Source organism: Alkalimarinus alittae, from assembly GCF_026016465.1.
Taxonomy (GTDB): Bacteria; Pseudomonadota; Gammaproteobacteria; order Pseudomonadales; family Oleiphilaceae; genus Alkalimarinus; species Alkalimarinus alittae.
This window is the reverse complement of sequence record NZ_CP100390.1, coordinates 2,511,589-2,538,036: the sequence shown is the minus strand read 5'-3', so window position 1 is coordinate 2,538,036 and position 26,448 is coordinate 2,511,589. Positions and strand designations below refer to the sequence as shown.

Here is a 26,448-nt window from a genome sequence, read left to right as displayed (position 1 = left end):
GAGGAGTCTAAGTAAGAGGAGACCAAGTATTGGTGTCTCCTCTCTGTTTATAAAGGCTACTTTGCTCTTCTTTCTATACCTGTAGCCACCAATATTCGGGTGGCTATTTCTTCTACTGAATAGTCTGTCGTATTCATAAACGTAATACGTTCTCGTCGATACATCATTTCAACTTCTTCTACTTCATGATTGCATTGTTTCATAGAGGCGTAGCGTGAGTTTGGTTTACGCTCATTTCGGATGACAGCAAGACGCTCAGGTTCAATAGTTAAACCAAATATTTTATGCTTAAACGCTTTGAGTGCTGTTGGTAATTTTTGGTCTTCAACATCTTCTTCAGTAATCGGGTAGTTAGCCGCCTTTATGCCATAGTTTAATGCTAGGTAGAGGCATGTGGGGGTTTTGCCACTCCTAGACACCCCAACTAGTATGACGTCTGCTTTATCGTAATGCCGCGTTCGTGCGCCATCATCGTTATCTAGGGCAAAGTTTACGGCATCAATTCTTCGCTCGTAATTGCTATTAGTGGTGATTGAGTGTGATTTGCCGACGGTATAGCAAGATTTTGAATGTAGTTCTTGTTCCAATGGACCTAAAAATGTACCAAAAATATCGATCATAAATCCATTGCTTTGGCCTATTTCATCTCTTATTTCACTGTTGACGATGGTATCAAATATGATCGGCTTGAAACCGTCAGCTTCTGCTGTTTTATTGATTGTCTTAACTGTTTCTTTAGCCTTATCAATGCAGTCTATATAAGGCAGTGTCATCTTATTAAATTCGATATTTTCAAATTGTGCCAATAAGCTTTGGCCTAGACCTTCAGCCGTAATACCTGTGCCATCAGATATAAAAAAAGCGGAACGTTTCATTGTTATACCCGTCTGTAAGTATGCGGTACGGAGTCTTCTTGTTAACGCACTCTCTTGTAGAATCAGGTGTTACAGAAGACTTACCATTTATTCGATTAAACCATAGCTACCGACATTTTTGTATCGAGAACTTACGTTAAGATTAGGTTAGTACTGAATTTTATGGCAAAAAATTAAGCTGAACGGGTTATTTGTTTGTGAAATTTTAGCCGAGATGAAGTATTATTGTTGAATAAATTTATTAGCATGGCCGATTACCTAAACGACAGGGGAGAAGTACTTTGGAAGACTACATTGTATCGTTTGAGCACCTTGGCATAGACGATGTTGACCGAGTAGGTGGAAAAAATGCGTCGCTAGGGGAGATGATAAGCAATCTTTCAAGTATGGGTGTTTCAGTGCCTGGTGGCTTTGCTACAACTTCTCATGCTTTTCGTGAGTTTCTAACACTCAATAATCTGACAGAGAAAATCAATACGGCTCTGACTCAGCTTGATGTAGAGGACGTTAACGCGTTAGCAAAAACGGGCGCAGATATACGCCGTTGGGTTTTAGAAGCCCCTTTACCAGAAAAACTAAATGACGCGATTAAGCAGGCTTATGCTGATTTATTAGATGGCAATGAAAGTATGGCTGTCGCTGTTCGTTCTTCCGCAACAGCCGAGGACCTTCCCGATGCCTCGTTTGCAGGGCAGCAAGAAACGTTTTTAAATATCGTTGGGCTGGATAATGTGAAGGTTGCTGTTAAAGAGGTGTTTGCCTCATTATTTAACGATCGCGCTATATCGTACCGCGTACATCACGGCTTTGACCATGCAGAAGTTGCTTTATCGGCAGGCATTCAAAAAATGGTTCGTAGTGAAACGGCGAGTAGCGGTGTGATGTTTACACTCGATACTGAGTCTGGTTTCAATGGTGTGGTATTTATTACGTCTTCTTATGGACTAGGTGAAACGGTTGTTCAGGGGGCTGTTAACCCAGATGAGTTTTATGTTCATAAGAAAACATTTGAAGCTGGCCGACCTGCAATATTGAGACGCAATCTTGGAAGTAAAGCGATTAAGATGATCTATACAGATCAGGCTAATGCGGGCAACTCAGTCGAAACAATCAAGGTCGATACAGAGCAGCGCTGTCTATTTTCGATCACTGATGAAGAAGTCTCTGAGCTAACACGTCAGGCTATTATTATTGAGAAACACTATAAGCGTCCGATGGATATCGAATGGGCCAAAGATGGTGATGATGGTAAGATTTATATCGTTCAGGCTCGTCCAGAAACAGTTAAAAGCCGTTCTTCAGGTTCAGTATTAGAACGCTATCTGATGAAAGAAACAGGTAAAGTATTGGTTGAAGGCCGCAGTATTGGACATAAGATTGGTAGTGGTCCTGTTAAGGTTATCAATAGCGTAAAAGAGATGGATAAAGTCAACGAAGGTGACATCTTAGTTGCCGATATGACTGATCCTGATTGGGAGCCTGTGATGAAACGAGCTTCTGCTATCATAACTGACCGAGGTGGGCGTACTTGTCACGCCGCGATTATCGCAAGAGAGCTTGGTGTTCCTGCTGTTGTAGGTTGCGGTAATGGCACAGAAAAATTGGTTGATGGACAAAATGTCACGGTTTCATGTGCTGAAGGTGATACGGGTTTTATCTACGAAGGGTTACTCGACTTCGAATTACAAGAAAATAATATCGATTCAATGCCTGCGTTGCCATTCAATATCATGATGAATGTGGGCAACCCCGATCGCGCTTTTGATTTCCAGTCATTGCCTAATGCTGGTGTCGGCTTGGCTCGACTAGAGTTCATCATCAACAGAATGATTGGTGTACACCCTAAGGCATTGCTTAACTTTGACTCATTGCCTCGCGAAACTAAACAAATTGTAGAAAAGCGTATTTCAGGATATGCATCACCAGTAGATTTTTATGTAGAAAAATTAGTCGAAGGTATCTCTACATTAGCAGCTGCATTTACGCCTAAGCGTGTCATTGTCAGACTTTCTGACTTTAAGTCTAATGAATACGCAAACTTGATTGGCGGTACGATTTACGAGCCTGATGAAGAAAACCCAATGCTTGGTTTTAGAGGGGCTTCACGCTATATCTCCGAAACCTTTAGAGACTGTTTTGAACTCGAATGTAGAGCGATGAAAAAAGTTCGAGACGAGATGGGGTTTACCAATGTAGAAATTATGGTCCCTTTTGTGCGCACAGTGGGTGAGGCTAAACAAGTCGTCGAGTTACTTGAAGAAAACGGTTTAAAACGCGGCGAGAATGGCCTTAAAGTCATTATGATGTGTGAGCTTCCCGCAAACGCATTGTTAGCTGAGCAGTTCCTCGAGTACTTTGATGGATTTTCTATTGGGTCAAATGACCTAACTCAATTGACGCTAGGTATAGATCGAGATTCTGGCATTATTGCTCACTTATTCGACGAGCGAAATGAAGCTATTAGAGTTTTACTGTCTAATGCTATTTCTGCGTGTAAGAAAGCAGGTAAGTATGTAGGTATCTGTGGTCAAGGTCCGTCAGATCACCCAGACTTTGCTAAATGGCTAATGGAGCAAGGGATTGACAGTGTTTCATTAAACCCTGACTCGGTCTTAGATACGTGGTTTTTCTTAGCAGATACCAACGTAAAATAAATATTAGGGCCTCCAATTAAAGGGGGCTCTTCTCTTTCATGTGATTTAATAGCTACGGATTGCTATTTACAATGAGGTACGGATGCAAAGTAGTAGTCAGCTCTTTCCGGTTCAGCTAGTGTCTGCTGAAGTAATCGGTTCGTTAGTTGAAGATATTTATCTTCTCAAGCCTAATAACTGTAAAGATAGGACCGTTGAGTTAGCGGTTACAAGATTAACTAAACAGTCCTCTGCGGCCTTAGGGATTCATGGGCAGCCTGTCATTCTCTTACATGGCGCATTTTCTAATCGGCGCCATTGGTTATCTGAAGAAGGTGAAGGTGTCGCTGATTTTTTGGTTGAGGCAGGCTATGACGTGTGGATCCCTGAAATGCGCGGTCACGGCCTTTCGTCTGTGAATCAAGATTTTGCAAATAATTCGCTTGATCAGACCGTTGAATATGACTTGCCCGCTATTCATAAGTTTGTTCTAGAGCAAACTGGAAAAAATGTAAGTTATATTGCTGAAGAGATGGGCGGTTTTTTAGTTCTCGGTGCTTTGGGGTTAGGTGTTATAGATCAGAAAACGATAACGAATTGTGTCTATATCGAAGAAGAAAAGCCTTTATCTTTGCGTCTAAATACAAAGATATTTGCAAAAAATGCACTATGGCGTTGGAGAAAACAGGGCGTTATTAGTGGTCAGCGATTAGGTATCGGTACAGAGAATGAAAGTTATTTGACGATTAAAGCGTATTTAAGCTGGCAAAACAGGCTTGCTTTTAATACACCTTCTGGGCTTTTACTTGAAGGTGCCTTAGCAAATATAGATGTGCCTGTGATGGTGGTCGGAACAAAGTCATCTGATGCTATAGGGCCCGTAAAGAATGCTAAGTGGATTTATAGTCAGTTAACCACGACATCGAAAAGTATCAAAATGTACGATTATAGTGAGTCCCAGACGTCGCGAGCTTACCCTAATGCGGGGATAACACTATTTCCTAATAAGGGTGGGTGTTGGGATGATATTATTTTATGGCTGGCTAACACGCCGACGGCCCTTGACTGTACTGACGCTCCCGACGCCATTTCAACACAAGGGTAATTATAGTCTGCTAGCTAACAAAGTGTTGCTTTGGCAGAAGGGCTGTTTTTGCAGAATGCTAGTATGATTAATCTACAGAATCATTATGGGCAATAAAAAGGGTGGTCTACATGAACAATAAAAGAACCGCTTTAATTGTTGGCGCTACAGGTCTTATCGGTGGGTATTGTGTTCGCCAAGCATTGGCTTCAGATCTGTATAGTGAGGTCATTGTTTTAGGGCGCCGTAAATTAAACTTAGCTCATAGCCGCTTAATTCAGATTGTAGGTGATCTTTCAGATTCAGGTGCCTTGCTAAAAGATTACAGTGTAAATGATGTTTATTGTTGTCTGGGAACAACGATAAAAAAAGCTAAAACGAAGTCTGCGTTTAAAAAAGTAGATTTGGAATACCCGTTATCCATAGCGCGTATTATGCGAGAGCAGGGGGCTGATCATTTTTGTGTTGTCAGTGCGGCGGGTGCCAATGCCAACTCACGCTTTTTTTATAATCGCGTTAAGGGTGAGCTTGAAAAAGCATTAGGGTCGTTAGAATACCCCTTTCTTACCATTATGCGCCCCTCACTGCTGACAGGTGATAGAGGCGAATACCGGTTAGGAGAGTCTGTCAGCAATGCTGTTGGCGCATTTATAAAGCCGCTAATGAAAGGTGTGTTGCTTGAAGTCAGCCCGGTTGAGGCTGAAAGGGTGGCAAGGGTTATGATCAAAGAGTCAGAAAAACTTGCTGATGGTTTGCGATACCAAAATATACTCGTGATAAAATCTCGACAAATTCAAGAATATAATTTTTAAGGAGTCTAATGTGCCGATAATAACGCCCGATCTATGTGATCAGTACCCAGATTTAGTGCAAGTTGTAGAGCCTATGTTTAACAACTATGGCGGTAGAGAATCCTTTGGAGGAGAAATTGTCACTGTTAAATGCTTTGAAGATAATTCAGTTGTAAAAGAGCAGGTCGCCACACCAGGTCACGGAAAAGTTATGGTGGTAGATGGTGGTGGCTCTATGCGTGCAGCACTGTTAGGCGATATGCTTGCTGAGAAGGCTGCAGATAATGGCTGGGAAGGCATTATAATATATGGCTGTATTCGTGATGTTGATGTCATCATGGAGACAGAGTTAGGTGTTCAGGCGCTGTCTACACACCCAATGAAAACGGATAAAAGAGGTCTTGGTGACCTTAATGTTCCAGTGACATTTGGTGGCGTGACTTTCAAGCCCGGTAATTTTATTTACGCGGATAATAACGGCGTAATCGTATCACCTGAAAAGCTTGAAGTAGAATAATAAAGCGTTTTTAGCTCACCTTGATGCACCTGTAACCATCGAGGTGAGCTAGTCGTGCTTAGGGCATATTTAGTATTTCTGTTCCAATCAAAAAGCGTCCATCCTCAGACTCCGCGCAGCGTATAACCTTAACCTTCGTTTCAAATGCTGGAAAAGCAGGGTTGCTTGACGGGAGAGATGTATGGAATTCGCTATTCTCAGCTAGAGCGTCACTGGTTTCAATCAGCATGCCAGTACCACTTAAATCTTTGCATACCGCTGTCATCGTTTTTTCTGAATCATCAAACGTCAAACGTATGGTCGTGTCGACCTTCATCCTTATAAAATCACGTTTTTCACTATAGTCACGAATGGTTGAATTGATCATAGCTTAAGGGCCCTTTTTGTTGTTGTCCTTAACTTTATACGTGTTATAACCAAGACTGTCAAAGTAGAAAAAGTTATAAAAAGGGATGGCTAGATAATATGTGGTGTGTTTGTTATCTGTTTCCCACTATATATGGGTAACAGATAACAAACAGAAGGTGCTTTAAAGCAGGGAGGCTAGTTCGATAATAAGTGGTTAACCTTATGCCCAGCTATCATTCTTTTTGGTTGGCTTTAACCAAGGTATAACCAGTGCGAGAATCACGCCTAACAGTACTAATGCTGCGCCGATCATCATAAAGCTCGTCTCACTTTTGTCTTTTAATCTTTGGTTGTCTGTTGTCAACAGCTCAACTTCATTTTTTAGTTCTTGATTTGTTTCGCGTAGCTCTCTGTTGCGTTGGTCGAGCGATAAGGCATTAGATGAAATATTTTTGACCTTCTTAAGCTCGCTGCTTGTTGATTCGCTCATGCGAGACAGTTGCTCATGATTAGCCGAAAGCGTCTGATGTTTAGCTTGTAGCTCTTTAAGCTCTGCTTGTAATTGATTTGATTTAGCTTGTGCCTTTTCTAGCTGTGAAGAGACTTTAATAAGACGGTCACGTGCTATTTCGTTTTTGACTAGGTAGCGAGTTGGAAGGTAGCCAACCACACCTTCAGGTGTTTTTATATGGCTGTAACCGGAGTCAGGATTGTGGCCTAGTAGCTCAACTTTGGTGCCACTTTTTACGCCTTTATGAACAATTCGGAATTGCAGTCCTTCCCCGCTTCTAAGGGGGACTAGTAGCGTGTCATCAATATACATAGATTCGGCAAGGCCAATAGATGGCATTGTTAATAACAAAAGAATGAGTAGGTATTTTTTCACGTTCATATTCCGGTCTTTATCTCGTAGTGGATATATTTGAAGTGTGCAGCAGCATCTTTGTATTTATGACACCCTGTTTTGCCACATCGCTTAGGGTAATACATGTTTAAAAGGTTTAACAGTGACCTTGCTATACACGCCGGCAGAAACATAAGGGTCATTGTCTGCCCATTTCTGAGCCTCTGCTAATGAGCTAAACTCAGCAATCACAAGACTGCCTGTAAAACCATGTTCGCCTGGGTCGTTGCTATCAATTGCGGGGTGAGGACCTGCGACGAATAATTGGCCTGCTTGCTTTAATAACTGAAGGCGCTCTAGGTGAGCGGGGCGTGAAAGTTTCCTTTTTTCGAGGCTATTAGGTATGTCTTCACTAATAATTGCGTAAAACATGCTATTCCTTTATTTCGTATCAGTATTATTGATACAGTTATTGTGAGTCATATTTGTTGGCATTATATAAGTAAGTTGAAATGAATTCATTTAAATGATCAAAATACTGCTATAAGCAGACCGTGATGTAATATGTTATTGTACACACACTTATATTTTTAGGTTCAATATTCAATGTCTCACCTATCTTCACTCATCGACCTTCATTGTCACAGTACTGCTTCAGATGGGACTTTAACCCCTTCAGATTTAGTGGCGCTAGCTTATCAAAAAGGTGTTAAGCATCTAGCCTTGACTGATCATGACACTATCAGTGGTTTGGATGAAGCGGCATCTACTGGAGATGCGCTAGGCGTTAATATTATTTCGGGTGTTGAATTTTCAGCACAGTGGAATAATCAAGGTATTCATATTCTTGGCTTAAACTTCGATCGGCAATCGCCTATCATTAAGTCGGCAGTTGAACGTCAAGAATCGAGCCGTTTCTTGCGCACTAAATCAATCAGTGAGCGATTAGAAAAGAAAGGGTTTGAGGGGCTTTATGAGGCTGCGTTAGTTTCCTCATCTGGCCAAGCGCCCGGAAGGCCGCATATTGCTTCAGCTATGGTAGAAAAGGGCTATGTAAGTAATGTGTCTGTCGCGTTTAAAAAATACCTTGGGGCAGGTAAAGTTGGTGATATTAGATCTGTATGGCCTGAGCTTAATGAGGTTGTTGGCTGGATTGTTGATGCCGGCGGTATTGCCATTATTGCACACCCAAGAAAATACAATATGACGGTTACAAAGCTACGGTCATTAATAGCTGATTTCAAAGCGTCTGGTGGTGAAGGGTTAGAAGTGATTACCTCTGGACAAAAACAAGGTGAGATTGGGCTTCTTGCTGATTTATGTACCAAATATGAGCTCAAAGGCTCTTTAGGTAGCGATTTTCACTCACCAACACAGCCTTGGGTTAAGCTCGGTGCAATACCTTCTTTACCTAAAAGCGTTAAACCTGTTTGGCTAGATTGGGCGTTATCTGTTTAGAGAGCGCCATTCTCGTGTTTATAACAATATTCATCATTATCTCGCTGGAAAAAACAGCGTGCCTGTCTAGACTTAGTTCTATTGATTAGTATTTGATAAATACCTAATTTTCGTATGCTAGCCCGTTATAACTTCAACCATGAAGGTGTCAAAATAGTGAATATTTCAACCACTGTTTCACAAGATAATACCGAATTGACGATATCTATTTTAGGAACATTTGATTTTAGTTGTGTGCAGGATTTTCGTGCCAGCTACTCTGGTGACGACCGCTATAAGAAATACACGGTAGACATGACAGAGGTAGATCATATTGATAGCTCTGCATTAGGAATGCTATTAAATATGAAAAAGACAGTAGGCGAGTTTACGGCTATTCGAATTGTTAATTGTAAGCCAAGCATCAAAAAAATATTCGAAATATCAAGGTTCGATAAAAAGTTTGATTTTAGTTAAGGGCTGGGTAAATAGTAATGAATGTCTTGATTGTTGACGACCAGCGAACGAATCGTGAAATTCTTACTTGGATATTAAAGGATCTTGGTCATGAGTGTGATCAAGCCGAGAATGGTGAAGAGGCCGTCAATATAGTTAAAGCTAAAGCACCTGACTTAATCCTAATGGATGTCGTGATGCCCGTCATGGATGGGTATCAAGCGACTAAAGAAATAAAGCAGCACCTTGGCAGCCAGTATGTGCCAGTTATATTTCTCACGGGGTTGGCGGATAAGTCAACACTCATTAAGTGTTTAGAGAGTGGTGGGGATGATTTTTTATCAAAGCCTGTTGATGAGATTGTATTGCTTGCAAAAATGAATGCACATGGCCGTACTCGTGAACTGAATGAACAGGTACGCAAGAAAAGTAGAGAGCTTGAGTATCACCACAATCGACTCCAGCAGGAGCACGCGATGGGTGAACACGTTCTTACTAATGCGATGAAAGATAGTGAACTTGATTCCCCTTGTATTAATCACTTTATTTCACCCGCATCGTTGTTTAACGGTGACTTATTGTTAGCTGCACAAAAGCCCGGTGGTGGGCTTTATGTATTTTTAGGTGATTTCACCGGACATGGTTTAGCGGCGTCTATTGGTGCGGTCCCTGTGTCACAAGCCTTTTATGCTATGACGGCTAAAGGCTTATCGTTAACAGAAATAGCCAGAACGTTAAATTTATCACTTTACAAATTTTTGCCTGATCATATGTTTTGTGCTGCGACACTGGTCGAGCTGAATCAAGTGGGTGATATGGCAAAATTATGGATGGGTGGATTACCGGATGGTGTCGTAATTTCTAAAGACTCAGGCTTAAAAGGAACAGTAACATCAAAGCATATGCCGTTAGGTATACTAGATGATGATGAATTTGAAGATGACTTAGAGTTTATAAAGCTAGCTGAAGGGGACTCGATTGTTTGTTACACCGACGGTATTACTGAAGGGATTAATAAACAAGGTGAGATGTTTGGTGAGGAGCGATTACAGTTACTGCTTGGTAAGCCTACTGATAACCCGCTTGAAGAGTTGATTGTAGGATTCAAACAGTTCAAAGGGGAGACCGAGCAAGAAGATGATATTAGTGTTGTGCAAATTAAATCAATGCCGACTGAATATACGCAGCAAGAGACAGGTTTCTGTGAGTCATCGCTCCCTTGGAGTATATCAACCACTTTATACGCGAGTGATTTGATTAAAACACAAGATCCAGCCGCTCAATTGCTGAATATGATGCCAAAAACGGAGAGGTTTAATGCGCATGCTGATACGCTTCGTACCATTATCACTGAGATATTTTCAAATGCTTTAGAGCATGGGGTTTTAGGTTTAGATTCAACGCTAAAAAACACGGAAGATGGTTTCTTGGAATATTACCATTTACGAGGTCAAAGACTACAAGCGCTTAGCGACGATTTTATTTCCATTGGTATTCAATATGCGCCGGAAATAGATAGCCAAAAATTAACTATAACGGTATCAGATAGTGGTAAAGGATTTGATTTTGAGTATGTTCAATCGTGCTTGAATGACGATATTGAAGAGCTTTCTTATGGTAGAGGCTTATTATTAGTGAGGTCTTTAGCTAAAGATATTGAGTTTGTAGATGGGGGGGCTACGGTTAACGTGCTGTATGACTTAGAGGTGGCTATTTAAGTTAGCATTGTTAGCGGTAGTTTAGTGCTTACAATTACCGCTATCGTTTTACAGGTTAAGTGCTTACACCCTGTGTTATTTATTTTCTGAGTGAAAGAACAAGAAAAGGTCTGTCATTAGCTCGGGGAGCTGCTCTTCAAATTGATCCATTATTTTTTCATTGTTGTTTATTTCAGAAAAGTCCTCGTCATTAAATAGTTGAGATAATGACATAATAGGAAGCAGTAGCTCTGCAACCAGGTCTTGGCTGCGTTCAAACCAGGCGGCTTCGTGATCTAAAAAGCCCTCAACAAAACCAGCACACCAGTTTGTTAGTGCCTCTTGGTAATATTCTTCCTCTGCATCATCAAAAGGTAGTTCAATTGTTCTACCTGCTGAAAGCTCAGCTGAAATACCGTTTCTTAATTTAGCAATTATGGCTTCTGCTTCTGTTAGTTTTTCAGGGCTGATGCCTTTATGTTCGTTGAACACAAGCTCAGTTATTGCTTTATCGGTAATCTTTATGGGACCTACAACAAAGGCACAGGCTAGTCCGTGAACACCAAAATAGTCCAGTGTATCTTCAGCAAACTCGTCCTCAAATAGAATATCCTCTAGAGTGTCGATATCATGATCTGAGACAGAAGATTGAAATGATTCGCTCATTACTGTGAGTCCTAATTGATGGGTTATTTTGAGTTTAAACTAAAAAGACACTGACCAAGCGAGGTTTTCGTAGGCCAGTGTCTAGTCGAATAAGGCTCTGTCTTTAAGAGTCTGTTTTCTCTGAAGGTGAATCTGTATTAGCAGAGGCTTCAGGTGAGGTGTTTGCTGATGCTGATTCTTGTTTTCTTCTTAAGCGCGGGTCATTTGCCGCCCTTGATCCACGCTTTCGACGGGGTTGAGCTGGCTTGTTGCTAGCTTCGCCTTCGTTAGATTGTGATTCAGTAGGCTTTGCTTCCGCTTTAGGTGCTTCCGCTTTAGACACTTCAGCTTTAGGCGCTTCAGCTTTAGGCGCTTCCGCTTTAGGCGCTTCCGCTTTAGGCGCTTCCGCTTTAGGCGCTTCCGCTTTGGGCGCTTCAACCTTGGCCGTTACAACCTTAGGAGCCTCAGGCTTGACTACAGACTCGTCCTTTTTATCAGCCTTAGCTGGCTTAGGTGACGCTGTTGCAGTGGTTGATTTTTCTTCGATTGCTTTAGCAGGTGCACTTGCAGCTGATTCAGTTGTTTTAGGCGCGCTAGGGCGTCCTGCATTAACTGGCTTGCTTTCTTGTGTTTCTTGTGCTGGGTCACTGACTTTAGCGCCTGGTGCTTTAGTCTCGCTATTAGTGTGTGATTGAGAGTTTTCGTTATTCTCAGCTCTTCTGTTAGACGGCGCGCGTCTTGGTGTGCGCTTTCTTTCTGCTGGCTTCTCTTGGTTTGCCTTGCTTTCTTGAGATGGCTGGCTTGTCTGAGGAGCACTTGCAACGGCTGAATCTGTTTGTTGTTGCGGCTTCATTGCTGTTTCTTGCATCTTAACCGGCTCGGGTGCTGCTGTTGCATTCTGTTTATCAGCGGCTCCTGTCGAACGGTTTGATGTGTTGCGCTCATTAGATCTGTTGTCACCGCTCTTGTTTGGGCGGTTACGCTGATCTGTTGGCTTACTATTTCTATTGCGTCTAGGTCTACGATTTTCATCTGTAGAGGGCGTAGCAGCATTAGTGTTTTTTGACTGAGGCGTTGTCTCTTGTGATGTATTTCTGGCTAGTTTAGCAGGTGCATCATTTCGAGTTTGCTTTTGGCGGCCACCTCTATTTGAAGGCTTTCCACCTCGTTCAGGACGGTTACGCTGTGTATTACGAGATGTTTGTTGGCGTGTTCTTGGCTCAGGCTTAACTTCTGCTTTCTTTTCTTCTTCGGCATTACCACCAAATAAAGACGCTATTTTTTGAGATAGCTTTTTAAGTAAGCCTATTTCTTCAGAGGTTGGTGCAGGTGTTGGAGCGCTTGGCTTCAATGTTTTAACTGCTGCTTCTTCTCTAACTGCTTGCTTAACAGTAGGCGTTGCCGTTGGTTGGTGTTCTGGTGCTTCAGATTTTAGCTCGTAGCTGACCGTGTCATCGATGGATTCATCATCACGCATTCTTAAAACTTCGTAATGAGGCGTTTCCATGGTCTCGGTAGGAACGATAACAATTGTTACACCTTGGTTTTTCTCGATTTCTGCTATTTGAGCGCGCTTTTCATTCAGGAGGAATGTTGCAACAGAGATTGGGAGAAGGGCCCGCACTTCAGTTGTTTTCTCTTTTGATGACTCTTCATACATTAAGCGCATGATAGATAGGGCCATAGAATCGATGCTTCTGATAGAACCCTGACCACTACAACGTGGACAAACTTCATTACGTGTTTCACCGAGAGACGGACGTAGTCTTTGGCGTGACATTTCAAGAAGGCCGAATCTTGAGATCTTGCCGACTTGTACGCGAGCGCGGTCAAGCTCAAGCGCCTGTCTCATTCTTGATTCTACTTCGCGCTGATTGCGAACAGGGCTCATATCGATAAAGTCAATAACGATTAGACCACCCATATCACGCAAGCGAAGTTGTCTAGCAATTTCGTCAGCGGCTTCAAGGTTAGTATTGAGTGCGGTTTCCTCAATATCGCTACCCTTTGTTGCGCGGGCAGAGTTAATATCAATTGATACTAATGCCTCAGTTGGATCAATTACAATCGAGCCACCAGAAGGGAGCTTCACTTCACGCTGAAATGCGGTCTCAATTTGAGCTTCGATCTGATAACGGCTAAATAGAGGTATGTCATCTTCATAAAGCTTAATTTTGTTTTCATAGGCTGGCATTACAGACTGCACAAAGTTTACAACATCTTCGTAAACTTCAGGTGAGTCAACGAGTACTTCGCCGATATCCTGACGCAGATAATCACGTATAGCACGTATGATTACGTTGCTTTCTTGATAAATAAGAAATGGGGCTTTTCGGCTCTCGGCTGCATGGGTAATAGACTCCCAGAATTGGTGCAGGTAGTCTAAGTCCCATTGTAATTCTTCTGTATTTCTACCAACACCCGCGGTGCGCACTATTGCGCCCATTTGTTTTGGGATCTCGAGGCCTGCAATGGCTTCTCTTAGCTGGTTTCTGTCTTCACCTTCTATGCGCCGAGAAATGCCGCCCGCTCTAGGGTTGTTAGGCATTAAAACTAAGTAACGACCGGCTAGGCTTACAAAGGTTGTTAGTGCAGCGCCCTTGTTGCCACGCTCTTCTTTGTCTACTTGTACAATGACTTCTTGGCCTTCAGCGATAACATCTTTGATGTTAATTCGGCCTTCTCTTGAGGACGATTTCTTGAAATATTCTTTAGATATCTCTTTAAGAGGAAGGAATCCGTGCCGTTCTGCTCCAAAATCTACAAAAGCCGCTTCTAGGCTCGGTTCTACACGAGTAATTCTGCCCTTATAGACGTTTGCTTTTTTTTGCTCGCGGGTACTTGATTCTATGTCCAGGTCATATAGCTTCTGACCATCTACAAGCGCAACGCGTAACTCTTCTGCCTGAGTCGCGTTAATTAGCATTCTCTTCATGTAAGGATTATTTTCCAGTTTAGCACTGAAGGCATGATGGGAGGAGGGCGGTATTCGAACGATGATTGATAATTATATAACTATCGGGGATAAACACGTTTGTAGTGTGTTCATCAAAACCAAACAGCGTGGTCAATTGCCAGCGTTTTGGTGAGTTGATGGTGGAATATCAACTACTTGACTGATACTAAATCAGTTCTGGATCAGGTGCATAAAACATTGATGTGTTAGCGTTGTGAGTCCGCCTTTCGGAGTTTGCATAGCACTTTCTTTATTCCAGTGTTCTGCGGACTTAATAACAGCGATATATACCCTGTTAACGGCTAACTGAATCGTTGTTAGCTACCTGACTCAATCATCTACTTGTTGTTCAATGTGCGGTAAGTATGGTCTTACATCCCGTGGTTTATACTCAAAGTAAAACATCTTTGGGCTGCCGACTGACTACACTACAAATTCGAAAACTGTACTCTATCCTGCATATAACTTCAGTGCGGATCAATTATAAAGCCTTTAACGCTTTGCTTTAATGAAAGCAAATATAAAGACATCCGTTGTTCTAATTTGGCATGAATTTCATCCACTCAATGCTAAAAGAGTATTCTAAAGCACAGAATTGAGTGTAATGCGTTTCATGACCGAGTGTTCATATAGTTGAACACTAAATCTGCTGACTAACCTGTAAACTTGACCCTAAATACTTTTGGTAAGGAACGGTTGTCTGCCCAGGGTTCTCTCTTATTACAAGAAGGTTAAAAGCCTTCATATCTTAGAGAAATACCAATCTGTTAAATCTAAATGGTATTAAATCTGCTCTTTGGAAATAACCAGTTATATTTCGTCTGAAATAATCGACCCACTCTGTTAGAATGGACGTTTTTTCGAGCACTTACAGAATATAACAGTATTTCTATACAGCATCAAACCCACGCGTGCATATTCAGTACCACAGTTTATGAAAATGAGTGGGTTTTTGGCATTATAATAGATATGGGTTTGGCCCTATGCTGTATAAATAGTGTTTATTTACTTATCTCAACTTCACTTAAGTCCTCTATATATGAATGATAAAGTTAACGCTTCTGCCGTCAGTGATACTTTACCTAGAGCTGATACGTCGTCTGTCTCTAATAAGTTGGGTGCGACTGAGGGTGTGAGTAGTCCCAAGGTGCAGTTTGTGACCGTAACTGAGAATAATGAAACGCAGCGGATTGATAATTTTTTGTTACTAATTCTAAAAGGTGTTCCAAAGAGTAAAATTTATAGAATAATAAGAAAGGGCGAGGTGCGGGTGAATAAAGGGCGAGTTAAGCCTGAATATAAGTTAGTGGCAGGGGATGTTGTTCGAGTTCCGCCTGTTACAGTTAGGACTGAGAGCTCACCTGTTAAGCCAAGCGACAAAATTACGACGTTGCTAGAGAATTCAATTATATTTGAAAATAAAGAGTTGCTGGTCATTAATAAGCCTTCTGGGCTTGCTGTGCATGGTGGTAGCGGCATTAACCTTGGTGTAATCGAAGCATTTCGAGCCATAAGGCCAGATGAAAAGTTTTTAGAGCTTGTTCACCGATTAGATCGGGATACTTCAGGTTGTTTATTGATTGCGAAAAAAAGACCGATGCTGAAATACCTTCATCAGTGCTTGAGGGAAGACGGTATGAAGAAAATCTATCATACGGTTGTTGTGGGTAAGTGGCCTAGTCATGTTCGTGAGGTTAATGCGCCTTTACTTAAAAATGAATTGAAGTCGGGTGAGCGAGTTGTCACAGTTACTCAAGAGGGTAAGCCTTCTTTAACTAAATTTAGGCTGATAGAGCGATATAAGGGCTTTACACTGGTTGAAGCAAGCCCTATTACAGGACGAACTCACCAAATTCGTGTGCATGCGACCTTTGCAGGCTACCCTATTCTGGGTGATGAGAAGTATGGTATCGATGACATTAATAAAGATATGAAGCGCCTGGGGGCTAAACGGTTAATGCTGCATGCAGCTGAATTAGCTGTCAAACTTCCTTCTGAGCGAAAAGTGACGGTATTTAAGGCACCGTATGAGAGTAGTTTTGCCAAAGTGGTTGATGGGTTGTCTTTAGCAGGAGGGCAGTTTAAAGGGGGCGAGAAATGAAGTATAAGGTGGTTGCTTTTGACTGGGATGGTACGCTAGTAGACTCGGTTGATCATATTGTTCGTAGTATGAAGCAGGCCGCTGCGAAGATGTCGTTAGATGAGCTGCCAGATGAGCGTGTGCGTAATATAGTTGGTCTGGGGATGACGGAGGCGATTCAAACACTTTATGCCACGCTTGCAGATCAGGATGTAGATGTATTTCGGTCGCATTATGGGGAAGCATTTTTTGCAACCGAGGTGGGTGCTAGGGATTTATTTCCGCATGTAAATATAGTGCTTGAACAGTTGTCTGAACGAGGAGTTCGGCTTGCAGTTGCTACGGGAAAGAGTCGTAGAGGTCTTGATATTGCGCTGAAATCAACAGGGCTTCAGCAATATTTCTCCATTGAGCGTTGTGCTGATGAGACTAAATCTAAGCCTCACCCTTTAATGTTGAATCAAATTATGTCTGAGCTTGGTGTTCAGCCCCATGAAATGTTAATGGTGGGCGATACTGACTTTGATATGGAAATGGCTCAGCGGGCAGGAGTCGATCGAATGGGGGTTTCCTTTGGTGCTCAACCTAGGGCTCGATTGGAAAAGTATCAGCCTATTGTGGTGGTTGATAGTCTGAATGAACTGGCTAAGCATTTGATGGGTTGAGTTGTGAATCGTTAAAATATTGAATTAACACAATGTTTTATATAAGTTTGTCTATGTTGGATATTTATAAGATTAATACGGATGCTAGAGGATGATCAGTTGAACGATATACGGCCTGAAAGTACTAAAGAGTGGAAGGTTATTGAGAAAACAATGCTTCAGATGAGTGCCGAGCATCGGCGTTCTAGGCGCTGGGGGATCTTTTTTAAGTTCTTAACGTTTACCTATTTGTTTGCGCTGCTCTATTTGTTTAATGCGAATATTGATTCTAGTAGTGTTGCTGTGGGTAATGGGCATACTGCGATAGTTGATGTAAGTGGGGTAATCGCTGTAAATGAGGATGCTGCTGCCGACGTTATTGTGGGTGGGCTCCGTAATGCATTTAAAGATAAGGGCACTAAAGGTATTATTCTAAGAATAAACAGCCCTGGCGGGAGTCCGGTTCAGTCTGGTTATGTTTATGATGAAATTAAAAGGTTGAGAGGCTTATACCCTGAAACTAAGGTTTATGCGGTTATTGGTGATATTGGTGCGTCGGGCGCTTATTACATCGCTGCAGCAGCTGATGATATTTATGCTGATAAGGCGAGTCTTGTAGGGTCGATTGGCGTTACCGCCGCAGGTTTTGGGTTTGTTGAAACGCTCGATAAGTTGGGCGTTAAACGTCGTAGTTATACGTCAGGAGATCATAAAGGCTTTTTAGATCCGTTCTCGCCTGAAAAAGATGAAGAGGTGGCGTTTTGGAAGACTGTTTTAACTACGACTCATAATCAATTTATTAGCAAGGTTAAAGAGGGGCGTGGTCAGCGTCTTAAAGATGACCCTAAATTATTTTCGGGGTTGGTCTGGAGCGGCGAGCAAGCACTCGATTTAGGCTTGATAGATGGCCTTGGAAGCCCAGGTTATGTGGCTAGAGAGATTGTTGGAGAAGAGAATATAGTGGATTTCACGCCTAAGCCTGATCCATTTGAGCGGTTTACTAAGCGTCTAGGTGCCTCAATGGGTAATGCAATTTCAAATAGTGTTGTAAGTGGTGCTATGAAGCTTCAATAGTATGGTGCTTGTTTATAGATTACGAATATCTGGGTGGTCAAGTTTTGAGGGGGCACCCTTTACAGCTTGACTGTTTGATATCTATTCAGAAATGGTTGTCATTCCCGCGAAGGCGGGAATTCGAATATTAAACCACACTAATATAGTGGACCCCCGTCTTCGCGAGGGTAGCAAGAAGAATCAAGCGTGGTGTTATGGAATGGCGCTAGTTATTTCTCTTGCTTAGAGGGTTTACTGACTCATTTCGTAATAGCTCAAGCAGTTTTATTAAGGGTAGTCCGACTAATGCGTTGATGTCATTTCCTGTGAGGCTTTCAAATAAGCAAATTCCCAGCCCCTCCACTTTAAAACTACCTGCACAATCATAAGGTTGTTCGAGTCTAAGATAATTGTCTATCTCGTCATTAGAAAGTGTTCTAAAGGTGACGTCGAAGGGTTCAATAATAAGTTGGTGGTTGTGCGTGGCTGTATTTAAAAGAGATAAGCCTGTTAGAAATGTTACGCGCTTACCGTTGCAGGCTTGAAGTTGCTTAATCGCATTGTCATGAGTGTGCGGTTTTGTGAGAATGGTGCCGTCACTTAGTGTGGCAATTTGGTCTGATGAAATGATTAGGTGGTTTGGAAAGTTACTCTGAATAGCGAATGCTTTTTCTTGAGTGACTCTTGCAACCAATGCTTCGGGGCTTTCATTATTGTGCGCGCTTTCATTAATATTAGGTGACACAGAAATAAACGGAAGGTTTATTTTTTCTAAAATTGCGCTTCGGTATGGGGATGATGAAGCTAAAACCAGGGGTAAGTCGCTCATTATGGGTCCTATTTCTCGGTTTTACACTGTATTTGAATGAGATGCTTAGAATATATGCTAAATTCAGCATAATGTTTTGACAATACTTAAATTCGCCCCTAAAATTGCGCGCTTATGTCAAAGATGCCCTTACCACTAACTGTTAATCCAGTGAAACTTGCGGAGCAGGGAACCGAACTTGTTGGTTCTATCTCTTTAAGTAAGTTGCCAAGAGTATCAGAGTTACTTGTTAGCTCTGAGGGTGACGTGAATGCAGAGTTAGTGTTTGGTCGCGATGAGCAAAGATTAAGAATATTGAGTGGCAAGCTATCATGTGATGTTTCCATGGTTTGTCAACGTTGTCTGGAGCCGGTTACTAAATCAATTCAATCTGAATTTACTTTAGGACTTGTTTTAACTGACGAGCAAGCCATAAATCTTCCTAAGATTTATGAACCGCTTATGGTTGAGCTAGATGACAATATGGAGCTCTCTGATATACTTGATGAAGAGTTGCTCTTGAGTGTTCCAATGTTTGCTTACCATGAGCCAAAAGACTGCAAAGTGGATGCTTCTATCGTTGATTTTTATGACGAAGAATTAGAGGTTGAAGCAGTAGAAGATACAAAGCCAAACCCTTTTGGGGTTTTGTCTAACATTAAATTCGATAAGTAACGTAGTATTCTTATCTGAGATTACTTGGAGTAAATAACCAATGGCAGTTCAAAAGAGTAAAGTAACTCGATCTAGACGTGGACAGCGTCGTTCACACGATTCATTGAGTGCAACTACACTATCTACCGATCCTACTACTGGTGAAGTTCATCGTCGTCACCACGTGACTCCTGATGGTTTCCTACGTGGTAAAAAGGTAATTGAGTCTTCTGACGACTAATACTGCTTTGGTTGGCCGAGTCACTGTTGCTGTTGATGCAATGGGTGGGGACTTTGCTCCCCAGGCAACAGTCATCGCAGCACTAGAAAGTCTCAAAAGAAATGAGGCCTTAAGTATTATCCTGGTCGGTGATCAGAGTAAGCTTGAGGCTTTGTTGTATCTGAATTTCGACAAAAATACCCCTCTCTCTGGGGATATGCCTATTGTATCTGAAGTACCTGATAACCCTCCTTTAGCTCCGCACCTCAAAACGCTGTTTACGGCCTATAAAGAAAGTGGTCGTTTAATTATTCATCATGCGCCAGACGTTGTATTGATGAGTGATAGGCCTTCCCGAGCACTTAGACGAAAACAAAATTCTTCAATGGCGATTGCGCTCCAGTTGGTTAAAGACGGTGTTGCGGGTGGTTGTGTAAGTGCGGGGAATACGGGTGCATTAATGTTACTTGGTCGCTCTATTCTAGGTATGTGTCCGGGTATAGATCGCCCTGCAATCACTAAAAAACTTCCCGCTCCCAAAGGCAGTTGTTACGTCTTGGATCTTGGTGCTAATGTCGACAGTACTGCTGAGCACTTGTATCAGTTTGGTTTGATGGGGTCGATACTTGTTGAGACCCTTGAGGGTATCGATAAGCCTCGTGTTGCTCTAATTAATGTTGGCGAAGAAGAGATAAAGGGAAGTGAGCAGGTAAGATTGGCATCCAGCATGTTGGTAGAGTGCGATGGTATTAATTATGTTGGCTACATTGAGGGAAGCGATCTATTTAATGATGTTGCTGATGTAGTGGTATGTGATGGTTTTGTGGGTAACATTGCTTTGAAAACGGGTGAGGGGGTTGCAAAGCTACTATACCAGTCTCTTTTTCGAATATTTGAAGCTCATTGGTATACCCGCATTTTGGGTAAGTTGGTTATACCGTTGTTTAGGCGGTTATTAAAGAAAATTGATCCAGCTAAGCATAATGGCGCTCTTTTCATAGGCTTACAAGGTGTTGTAGTGAAGAGTCATGGTAATGCAGACGCCGAAGCCTTTTCATGTGCTATAGATCAGGCATTCAATGAGGTTGAACGAAAGGTGCCTGACATGATAAATAGCCGGCTTGATGAGTTACTTTTTTAATAATCCTTGTGCTAGGTTTTGATACCTCAGGCAGCAATGCTGTCATTTTGGGTGATTCAGTTAAGGTATATAGCGTGCCATATGGCAACTATACCAATGGCTAATCGTGATAACTAAATTAATCAATTACGCTGCAATTATGAAAACATCGATTTTATTTCCGGGTCAAGGTTCACAGTCCATAGGTATGCTCTCAGATGCGTACGCTGAATTTGAGGTTGTTCGTAACACCTTTGCAGAAGCGTCTGAAGCGCTTGGATTTGATATGTGGGCTTTAGTGAGTGATGGCCCCTTAGAAACGTTAAATAAAACTGAAAACACTCAACCTGCCATTTTGGTTGCGAGTGTTGCATTGTATCGCGTATGGCAGGAGCTAGGTGGGGGTGCGCCTTGTTGTGTTTCAGGGCATAGTTTGGGTGAATACACTGCGTTGGTCGCTGCAGAGGCCTTATCGTTTACTGATGCGGTAAAATTAGTGCAGCTTCGCGGTCAGCTAATGCAACAAGCGGTTCCTCTTGGGGAAGGCGCAATGGCGGCTATTATCGGTTTAGATGATGAAGGTGTTGTTAAGGCGTGCGAGACAGCCTCGCAAGGCGATGTGGTTTCTGCGGTTAACTTTAATGCGCCTGGCCAAGTGGTGATTGCCGGAAGTAAGACGGCCGTTGATCGAGCGATTATCGCCTGTAAAGAAGCTGGCGCTAAACGAGCATTGCCATTACCGGTGAGTGTTCCCGCTCATAGCGCTCTGATGAAGCAGGCCGCTACACGTTTAGAGGAAGCACTTAGATCGCTTGATTTTAATGATGCTGTCATACCTGTTATACAGAATGTAACGGCTACTTTAGAGACAGATAAAAGCATACTAATCGATAATTTAGTAAAACAGCTCTATTCTCCGGTGTTATGGACTCAGAGTGTGAAATGCGTGGCAGAGCAAGGGGCGGAAGCGGTAGTAGAATGTGGCCCGGGTAAGGTGTTATCAGGTTTAGTTAAACGAATTGATCGAAACCTTGTTGGTTTTACTATTGAAAACCCGGAAAAATTGAGAGAAGCAGTACAGGAAACATCTAAGTAATATTTTGATGTCTCAGCTAATAAAGTATGTTTTACATTATGCAGCTAGACCGAAGACGGTTGATCATTTAAGTCTGGCTATAAGGGAGTTGTAAATGTCTTTAGAAAATAAGGTTGCATTGATTACGGGTGCAAGTCGGGGAATTGGGAAGGCTATTGCAAAGACATTGGCGACTCAAGGCTACACCGTGATTGGAACCGCGACGACAGAAGAGGGTGCGTCAGCGATCTCACACTACTTTGCTCGCTGGGGGTTAAGCGGTGATGGTATAGTGATGGATGTGTCTAATTCTCAGTCAGTAGAAGATGGAATTGATCAAGTTAAGTCGGCATACGGCGTGCCATTAGTGTTGGTTAATAATGCCGGTATAACTAAGGATAACTTGCTGCTAAGAATGAAGGCAGATGAGTGGGATTCGGTATTAAATACAAATTTATCCTCTATGTATAGAACATCCAAGGCCGTAATGAGAGGGATGTCTAAGGCCAAATGGGGCAGGATTATTAACGTAAGTTCAGTGGTCGCATCGATGGGTAATGCTGGACAAGTGAATTATGCTGCTGCAAAGGCTGGTGTAGAGGGGTTTTCTCGCTCATTAGCAAAAGAAATGGCGGGCAGAGGTATTACTGTAAATTCGGTAGCGCCTGGCTTTATCGATACAGATATGACTAAAGAGCTTAACGAAGACCAAGTTAATTCAATGTTGTCGATTATACCTGCTAACCGGCTAGGTAGCCCTGAAGAGGTTGCTGCAGTTGTGGGGTTTTTGGCGAGTGATGCAGCTGGGTATGTGACAGGTGAAACAATCAATGTAAATGGTGGAATGTACATGGGGTAATAGTGTTGGATTAGTGTCCAACCTAAGCTTTTATGTTCAAATCACGCTTGTTTAAGGTTTTATATTCTACTAGACTAGCACGCAACTAAGTGCTTGGTTTATATATAGTGAGGAAAGTATGAGTACAGTCGAAGAGCGCGTTAAAAAAATTGTTTGTGAACAACTAGGTGTTAAAGAGTCTGAAGTACAGAATACTTCTTCTTTTGTTGAAGATTTAGGTGCAGACTCTCTGGATACAGTTGAGTTAGTGATGGCGCTTGAAGAAGAGTTCGAGACCGAAATTCCTGATGAAGAAGCAGAAAAACTTGCCTCTGTGCAGAATGCAATCGACTACATCATCTCGAACCAATAAAAAGTTAGTTTTATCTTAGCCAAGCCATAGGCCGCACGAATTTCAATTTCGAGCGGCTTTTTAGTTTCTAGCGCACCGAGTTATTTTTCTTTATTTGAAAAATTAACTGATTTTTATACCAAGTAAGTGAGGTTTCAAATGGCATTAAGGAGAGTGGTTGTGACTGGTACCGGTATGTTATCTCCCTTGGGAAATAACACGGCTGATTCTTGGGATGCGGCAATAAAAGGTGTTAGTGGCATTGGCTACATTGATAATTTTGATACTGAACGCTTTGCTACCAAAATAGGTGGAGCGGTTAAAGGGCTAGATATAGAGCAGTACCTTAGCAAAAAAGATATCCGTAAGATTGACCGCTTTATGCAATATGGTTTAGTTGCCGCTATTCAGGCTGTTGAGTCTGCAGGGCTTGATACGTGTGAGGATGAAGCGTTACTTGAAAAAGTCGGCGTGGCAATCGGTTCGGGGATAGGTGGCTTAGAAACTATTGAGAATAACTATAAAGCGTTGCTGGATGGTGGGCCAAGAAAGGTTTCTCCGTTTTTCGTACCTGGCTCGGTGATTAATATGATCGCAGGTAATCTGGCGATACGTTACGGGTTTAAAGGGCCTAATATTGCTATTACGACAGCTTGCACCACTGGTACACACAATATTGGTTATGCCGCGAGAACAATTGCTTATGGCGATGCTGACATTATGCTTGCTGGCGGAGCTGAAATGGCCACTACGCCAACAGGCTTAGCTTCATTTTGTTCGGCAAGGGCACTATCAACGCGTAATGATGAACCTGAGCGCGCAAGCCGGCCGTGGGATAAAGATCGTGACGGTTTTGTGCTAAGTGACGGGGCAGGTGTTATCGTATTAGAAGAATTGGAATGTGCGAAGAAACGCGGTGCGAACATTCTATGTGAGCTTGTCGGTTTTGGTATGAGTGATGACGCATTTCATATAACGTCACCTTCAGCAAACGGTGAAGGGGCTCAGCTTTCGATGAAGCGAGCGATAAACGACGCTAGCCTGAATACCTCTCAAATTGGTTATATTAATGCTCATGGGACTTCAACCTCACAGGGCGATATCGCAGAGTGTCGAGCTATAAAAGCTGTATTCGGCAGTGATGCACCCTCGTTAAAAGTCAGCTCCACTAAGTCAATGACTGGCCATCTATTAGGGGCTGCGGGTGCTGTCGAAGCTATTTTTTGTATCAATAGTATCTTGCACAACATTGTTCCACCCACCATCAATTTAGAAAACCCTGATGATGAGTGTGATCTCAACTTTGTCGCAAATAAAGCGCAAGAAGGCGTTGTAAATTACGCTTTATCGAACTCTTTTGGTTTTGGCGGAACTAATGGATCTCTGTTGTTTGCAAAGTTTAACGGGTGACTCAGTTGCCCGTTAGTGAAGCGTTGTCACCCCCTGTACTGATTAATGGTGTATTTAAAGACGCTCTCGATGTCTTTGATAGGGGATTTATGTATGGCGATGGTTTATTTGAAACCATTAGAGTGGTTAATGGTGAGCCATTGTTATGGGTATATCACTGTAAAAGACTCACGGATGGTTGTAAAAAGCTAAAAATCCCTACCGATACTGAACTGACACAACGTTTAAAATCTGGACTTGATAGCGTTGTTAAAAAAGCCGGGAAAGCCAACGAAATTTGCGTAGTTAAAATCATTGTCTCTAGAGGGGCCGGCGGTCGAGGTTATCAACTGCCTGCTCAGACTAGCCCTAGCGAAGTCATTATTTGTTATCCGCTTCCAGAATACCCATCAGATTACGCTTCAGAGGGTGTTAACTTAATGACCTGTCACCACAGGCTCTCTGAAAATCCTGCGTTAGCGGGCATTAAGCACCTTAACCGATTAGATCAAGTACTCGCGAGTGCTGAGTTAGACTCGTCTGTGTCAGAGGGGGTAATGTTAGATCAAAAGGGGCGTGTGATAGAGGGTACAAAGTCTAATATCATATTCTTTGAAAGTCAGGGTATTGTGTCGCCAAATACTAAATTGTGCGGTGTTGATGGGGTTGCTAGACAATTTATTTTTGATAATGTTAAAAAGCTAGGGCTCAGCGCCCGTATTGATACGGTTACGCCATCTACTATAGCTGAGTTTTGCGGGATGGCGATTATTAATAGTATTTTAGGGGTGTGGCCTGTGCGTCGATTAGATGGTAATGAGTTACCTATTAGCCCTCTAGTTTATAAAATACAGCACTTACTAAATGATCAATTGAAGTATGAGTATAAGGTTTGAATAAATTATTAATTACCCTGATTTCCTTCGTCATAGCGTTATCGGTATGCGCTATTTCTGTTGTTGCTTATTATCAATATGAGCTTGATCGACCGATCCCAGGGCTTGATGATACAAAGGTTATAGAGATTCGATCAGGTCAAAGTTTTACTTCGATTACTCAGCAACTTATTAATGAAGGGATATTGGATTCGCCCTGGCTGATGAAAGTGTATGGTCGGTTAAGTGGGTTGAGTGGCCAGTTGAAAGCAGGCGAGTATAAGTTAGAACGTGGGTTAACGATCCCACAGTTAGTAGACTTGTTGGTTGCTGGGCATTCAATTAGTTATCAAATCACTTTCGTCGAAGGATGGACGTTTAAAGATGTTCTCGCTGAATTATCTCGTCATAATAAACTAAAGCAAGTGGTGGGTGATAATAAGCCTTTGGAAATTCTAAGTGCAGTAACTGACCAGTATACACACCCTGAGGGGTTGTTTTTCCCCGACACTTATACCTATCGAAAGAATGATTCAGACCTAAGTATTCTCATACGTTCGTTTAATCGAATGCAGAAAGTATTAAACGAAGAGTGGGAGGCACGCGATAAACGTGTACCGTTAGCGACGCCCTATGAAGCTTTAATTTTGGCTTCAATTGTTGAAAAAGAAACCGGAGACGCATCTGAGCGAGAACAGATAGCAGGTGTCTTTGTTCGGAGAATAAATAAAGGGATGAGGTTGCAAACAGATCCCACCGTTATTTATGGTTTAGGGGACGACTATGATGGCAATATCACTCGGGCACACTTGAGAGAACATACTCCGTATAATACTTATCGAATTAACGGATTACCGCCAACGCCAATTGCGCTAGCGGGCAGAGAGGCAATACATGCAACGTTACATCCCGATTCATCTAAGACATTGTATTTTGTAGCTAAAGGTAATGGGCTACATTATTTCTCTGAAACGCTTAAAGAGCATGTTAATGCCGTTAATAAATACCAGATATACAAACGTAAAAAGGGCTATCGCTCTACCAAATAGTGAGTCTA

At 42.2% G+C, this 26,448-nt stretch carries 26 protein-coding genes; 19 read left to right on the top strand and 7 right to left on the bottom strand.

The window, feature by feature from the left end; all coding sequences use genetic code 11:
• Nucleotides 1-56 precede the first annotated feature (56 nt).
• A complete protein-coding gene (gene ppsR / locus NKI27_RS11575; protein ID WP_265046209.1) occupies nucleotides 57-875 on the bottom strand; it encodes a posphoenolpyruvate synthetase regulatory kinase/phosphorylase PpsR in 819 nt (272 codons plus the stop codon).
• A gap of 281 nt (nucleotides 876-1,156) precedes the next feature.
• Here ppsR and ppsA point away from each other — a divergent pair, with 281 nt between their 5' ends.
• From ppsA to rraA, 4 genes are all read left to right on the top strand, one after another.
• Entirely contained in the window at nucleotides 1,157-3,529 is a 2,373-nt protein-coding gene (gene ppsA / locus NKI27_RS11570; RefSeq protein ID WP_265046208.1) for a phosphoenolpyruvate synthase, read from the top strand.
• 82 nt (nucleotides 3,530-3,611) lie between these two features.
• Nucleotides 3,612-4,613: an alpha/beta hydrolase gene (locus NKI27_RS11565; RefSeq protein WP_265046207.1), complete on the top strand. Its 1,002-nt coding sequence runs from the start codon at nucleotides 3,612-3,614 to the stop codon at nucleotides 4,611-4,613.
• Between the two features lie 110 nt (nucleotides 4,614-4,723).
• Nucleotides 4,724-5,404 carry an NAD(P)H-binding protein gene (locus NKI27_RS11560; protein ID WP_265046206.1) on the top strand — a complete coding sequence of 227 codons (681 nt, stop codon included), beginning with the start codon at nucleotides 4,724-4,726 and terminating at the stop codon, nucleotides 5,402-5,404.
• 10 nt (nucleotides 5,405-5,414) lie between these two features.
• Entirely contained in the window at nucleotides 5,415-5,900 is a 486-nt protein-coding gene (rraA, locus tag NKI27_RS11555; RefSeq protein ID WP_265046205.1) for a ribonuclease E activity regulator RraA, read from the top strand.
• A 58-nt stretch (nucleotides 5,901-5,958) separates the two neighbouring features.
• On the opposite strand, the gene NKI27_RS11550 is transcribed toward rraA, so the two are convergent.
• The 3 genes from NKI27_RS11550 to NKI27_RS11540 form a co-directional block, all read right to left on the bottom strand.
• Entirely contained in the window at nucleotides 5,959-6,267 is a 309-nt protein-coding gene (locus tag NKI27_RS11550) for a PilZ domain-containing protein (protein WP_265046204.1), read from the bottom strand.
• 201 nt (nucleotides 6,268-6,468) lie between these two features.
• Complete coding sequence (locus tag NKI27_RS11545) at nucleotides 6,469-7,140, bottom strand: TIGR04211 family SH3 domain-containing protein (protein ID WP_265046203.1); 672 nt, start codon at nucleotides 7,138-7,140, stop codon at nucleotides 6,469-6,471.
• An 84-nt stretch (nucleotides 7,141-7,224) separates the two neighbouring features.
• Nucleotides 7,225-7,524 carry a YciI family protein gene (locus NKI27_RS11540; RefSeq protein WP_265046202.1) on the bottom strand — a complete coding sequence of 100 codons (300 nt, stop codon included), beginning with the start codon at nucleotides 7,522-7,524 and terminating at the stop codon, nucleotides 7,225-7,227.
• Between the two features lie 174 nt (nucleotides 7,525-7,698).
• On the opposite strand from NKI27_RS11540, the gene NKI27_RS11535 reads away from it, so the two are divergent.
• The 3 genes from NKI27_RS11535 (at nucleotide 7,699) to NKI27_RS11525 (ending at nucleotide 10,703) form a co-directional block, all read left to right on the top strand.
• A complete protein-coding gene (locus NKI27_RS11535; RefSeq protein WP_265046201.1) occupies nucleotides 7,699-8,550 on the top strand; it encodes a PHP domain-containing protein in 852 nt (283 codons plus the stop codon).
• A gap of 156 nt (nucleotides 8,551-8,706) precedes the next feature.
• Nucleotides 8,707-9,006 carry an STAS domain-containing protein gene (locus tag NKI27_RS11530; protein WP_265046200.1) on the top strand — a complete coding sequence of 100 codons (300 nt, stop codon included), beginning with the start codon at nucleotides 8,707-8,709 and terminating at the stop codon, nucleotides 9,004-9,006.
• Nucleotides 9,007-9,023: 17 nt separating this feature from the next.
• Nucleotides 9,024-10,703 carry a fused response regulator/phosphatase gene (locus NKI27_RS11525; RefSeq protein WP_265046199.1) on the top strand — a complete coding sequence of 560 codons (1,680 nt, stop codon included), beginning with the start codon at nucleotides 9,024-9,026 and terminating at the stop codon, nucleotides 10,701-10,703.
• 75 nt (nucleotides 10,704-10,778) lie between these two features.
• Here the strand turns inward: NKI27_RS11525 and NKI27_RS11520 are convergent, their stop codons facing one another.
• Both NKI27_RS11520 and rne read right to left on the bottom strand, forming a co-directional pair.
• Entirely contained in the window at nucleotides 10,779-11,348 is a 570-nt protein-coding gene (locus NKI27_RS11520; RefSeq protein WP_265046198.1) for a YecA/YgfB family protein, read from the bottom strand.
• A 103-nt stretch (nucleotides 11,349-11,451) separates the two neighbouring features.
• On the bottom strand, nucleotides 11,452-14,262 hold the full coding sequence (rne, locus tag NKI27_RS11515; protein WP_265046197.1) for a ribonuclease E: 2,811 nt from the start codon (nucleotides 14,260-14,262) through the stop codon (nucleotides 11,452-11,454).
• A gap of 1,060 nt (nucleotides 14,263-15,322) precedes the next feature.
• Here rne and rluC point away from each other — a divergent pair.
• From rluC to NKI27_RS11500, 3 genes are all read left to right on the top strand, one after another.
• The gene (gene rluC / locus NKI27_RS11510; protein WP_265046196.1) at nucleotides 15,323-16,384 is read left to right on the top strand and encodes a 23S rRNA pseudouridine(955/2504/2580) synthase RluC; all 1,062 of its coding nucleotides are present in this window, start codon (nucleotides 15,323-15,325) and stop codon (nucleotides 16,382-16,384) included.
• Nucleotides 16,381-17,028 (top strand): HAD family hydrolase, encoded by a 648-nt coding sequence (locus NKI27_RS11505; RefSeq protein ID WP_265046195.1) that lies wholly within the window; start codon nucleotides 16,381-16,383, stop codon nucleotides 17,026-17,028. The genes rluC and NKI27_RS11505 overlap by 4 nt, the downstream gene beginning before the upstream one ends.
• A gap of 81 nt (nucleotides 17,029-17,109) precedes the next feature.
• Nucleotides 17,110-18,081 (top strand): S49 family peptidase, encoded by a 972-nt coding sequence (locus NKI27_RS11500; RefSeq protein ID WP_265046194.1) that lies wholly within the window; start codon nucleotides 17,110-17,112, stop codon nucleotides 18,079-18,081.
• Nucleotides 18,082-18,286: 205 nt separating this feature from the next.
• On the opposite strand, the gene NKI27_RS11495 is transcribed toward NKI27_RS11500, so the two are convergent.
• Nucleotides 18,287-18,889 carry a Maf family protein gene (locus tag NKI27_RS11495; RefSeq protein ID WP_265046193.1) on the bottom strand — a complete coding sequence of 201 codons (603 nt, stop codon included), beginning with the start codon at nucleotides 18,887-18,889 and terminating at the stop codon, nucleotides 18,287-18,289.
• 114 nt (nucleotides 18,890-19,003) lie between these two features.
• On the opposite strand from NKI27_RS11495, the gene NKI27_RS11490 reads away from it, so the two are divergent.
• From NKI27_RS11490 to mltG, 9 genes are all read left to right on the top strand, one after another.
• Entirely contained in the window at nucleotides 19,004-19,543 is a 540-nt protein-coding gene (locus NKI27_RS11490) for a YceD family protein (RefSeq protein WP_265046192.1), read from the top strand.
• A 40-nt stretch (nucleotides 19,544-19,583) separates the two neighbouring features.
• Nucleotides 19,584-19,763 (top strand): 50S ribosomal protein L32, encoded by a 180-nt coding sequence (rpmF, locus tag NKI27_RS11485; RefSeq protein WP_265046191.1) that lies wholly within the window; start codon nucleotides 19,584-19,586, stop codon nucleotides 19,761-19,763.
• Entirely contained in the window at nucleotides 19,744-20,883 is a 1,140-nt protein-coding gene (plsX, locus tag NKI27_RS11480; RefSeq protein ID WP_265046190.1) for a phosphate acyltransferase PlsX, read from the top strand. Before rpmF ends, plsX begins: the two co-directional genes overlap by 20 nt.
• Before the next feature lie 139 nt (nucleotides 20,884-21,022).
• Nucleotides 21,023-21,958, top strand: coding sequence for an ACP S-malonyltransferase (gene fabD / locus NKI27_RS11475; protein WP_320109423.1), 936 nt, complete (start codon nucleotides 21,023-21,025; stop codon nucleotides 21,956-21,958).
• A gap of 94 nt (nucleotides 21,959-22,052) precedes the next feature.
• Nucleotides 22,053-22,796 (top strand): 3-oxoacyl-ACP reductase FabG, encoded by a 744-nt coding sequence (gene fabG / locus NKI27_RS11470; RefSeq protein WP_265046189.1) that lies wholly within the window; start codon nucleotides 22,053-22,055, stop codon nucleotides 22,794-22,796.
• 118 nt (nucleotides 22,797-22,914) lie between these two features.
• Nucleotides 22,915-23,148 carry an acyl carrier protein gene (acpP, locus tag NKI27_RS11465; RefSeq protein WP_265046188.1) on the top strand — a complete coding sequence of 78 codons (234 nt, stop codon included), beginning with the start codon at nucleotides 22,915-22,917 and terminating at the stop codon, nucleotides 23,146-23,148.
• A gap of 138 nt (nucleotides 23,149-23,286) precedes the next feature.
• A complete protein-coding gene (gene fabF, locus NKI27_RS11460; protein WP_265046187.1) occupies nucleotides 23,287-24,537 on the top strand; it encodes a beta-ketoacyl-ACP synthase II in 1,251 nt (416 codons plus the stop codon).
• Nucleotides 24,534-25,412, top strand: a complete 879-nt coding sequence (gene pabC / locus NKI27_RS11455) for an aminodeoxychorismate lyase (RefSeq protein WP_265046186.1) — start codon at nucleotides 24,534-24,536, stop codon at nucleotides 25,410-25,412. The genes fabF and pabC overlap by 4 nt, the downstream gene beginning before the upstream one ends.
• Nucleotides 25,409-26,440, top strand: coding sequence for an endolytic transglycosylase MltG (gene mltG / locus NKI27_RS11450; RefSeq protein ID WP_265046185.1), 1,032 nt, complete (start codon nucleotides 25,409-25,411; stop codon nucleotides 26,438-26,440). The genes pabC and mltG overlap by 4 nt, the downstream gene beginning before the upstream one ends.
• The last annotated feature ends 8 nt before the right edge of the window (nucleotides 26,441-26,448 follow it).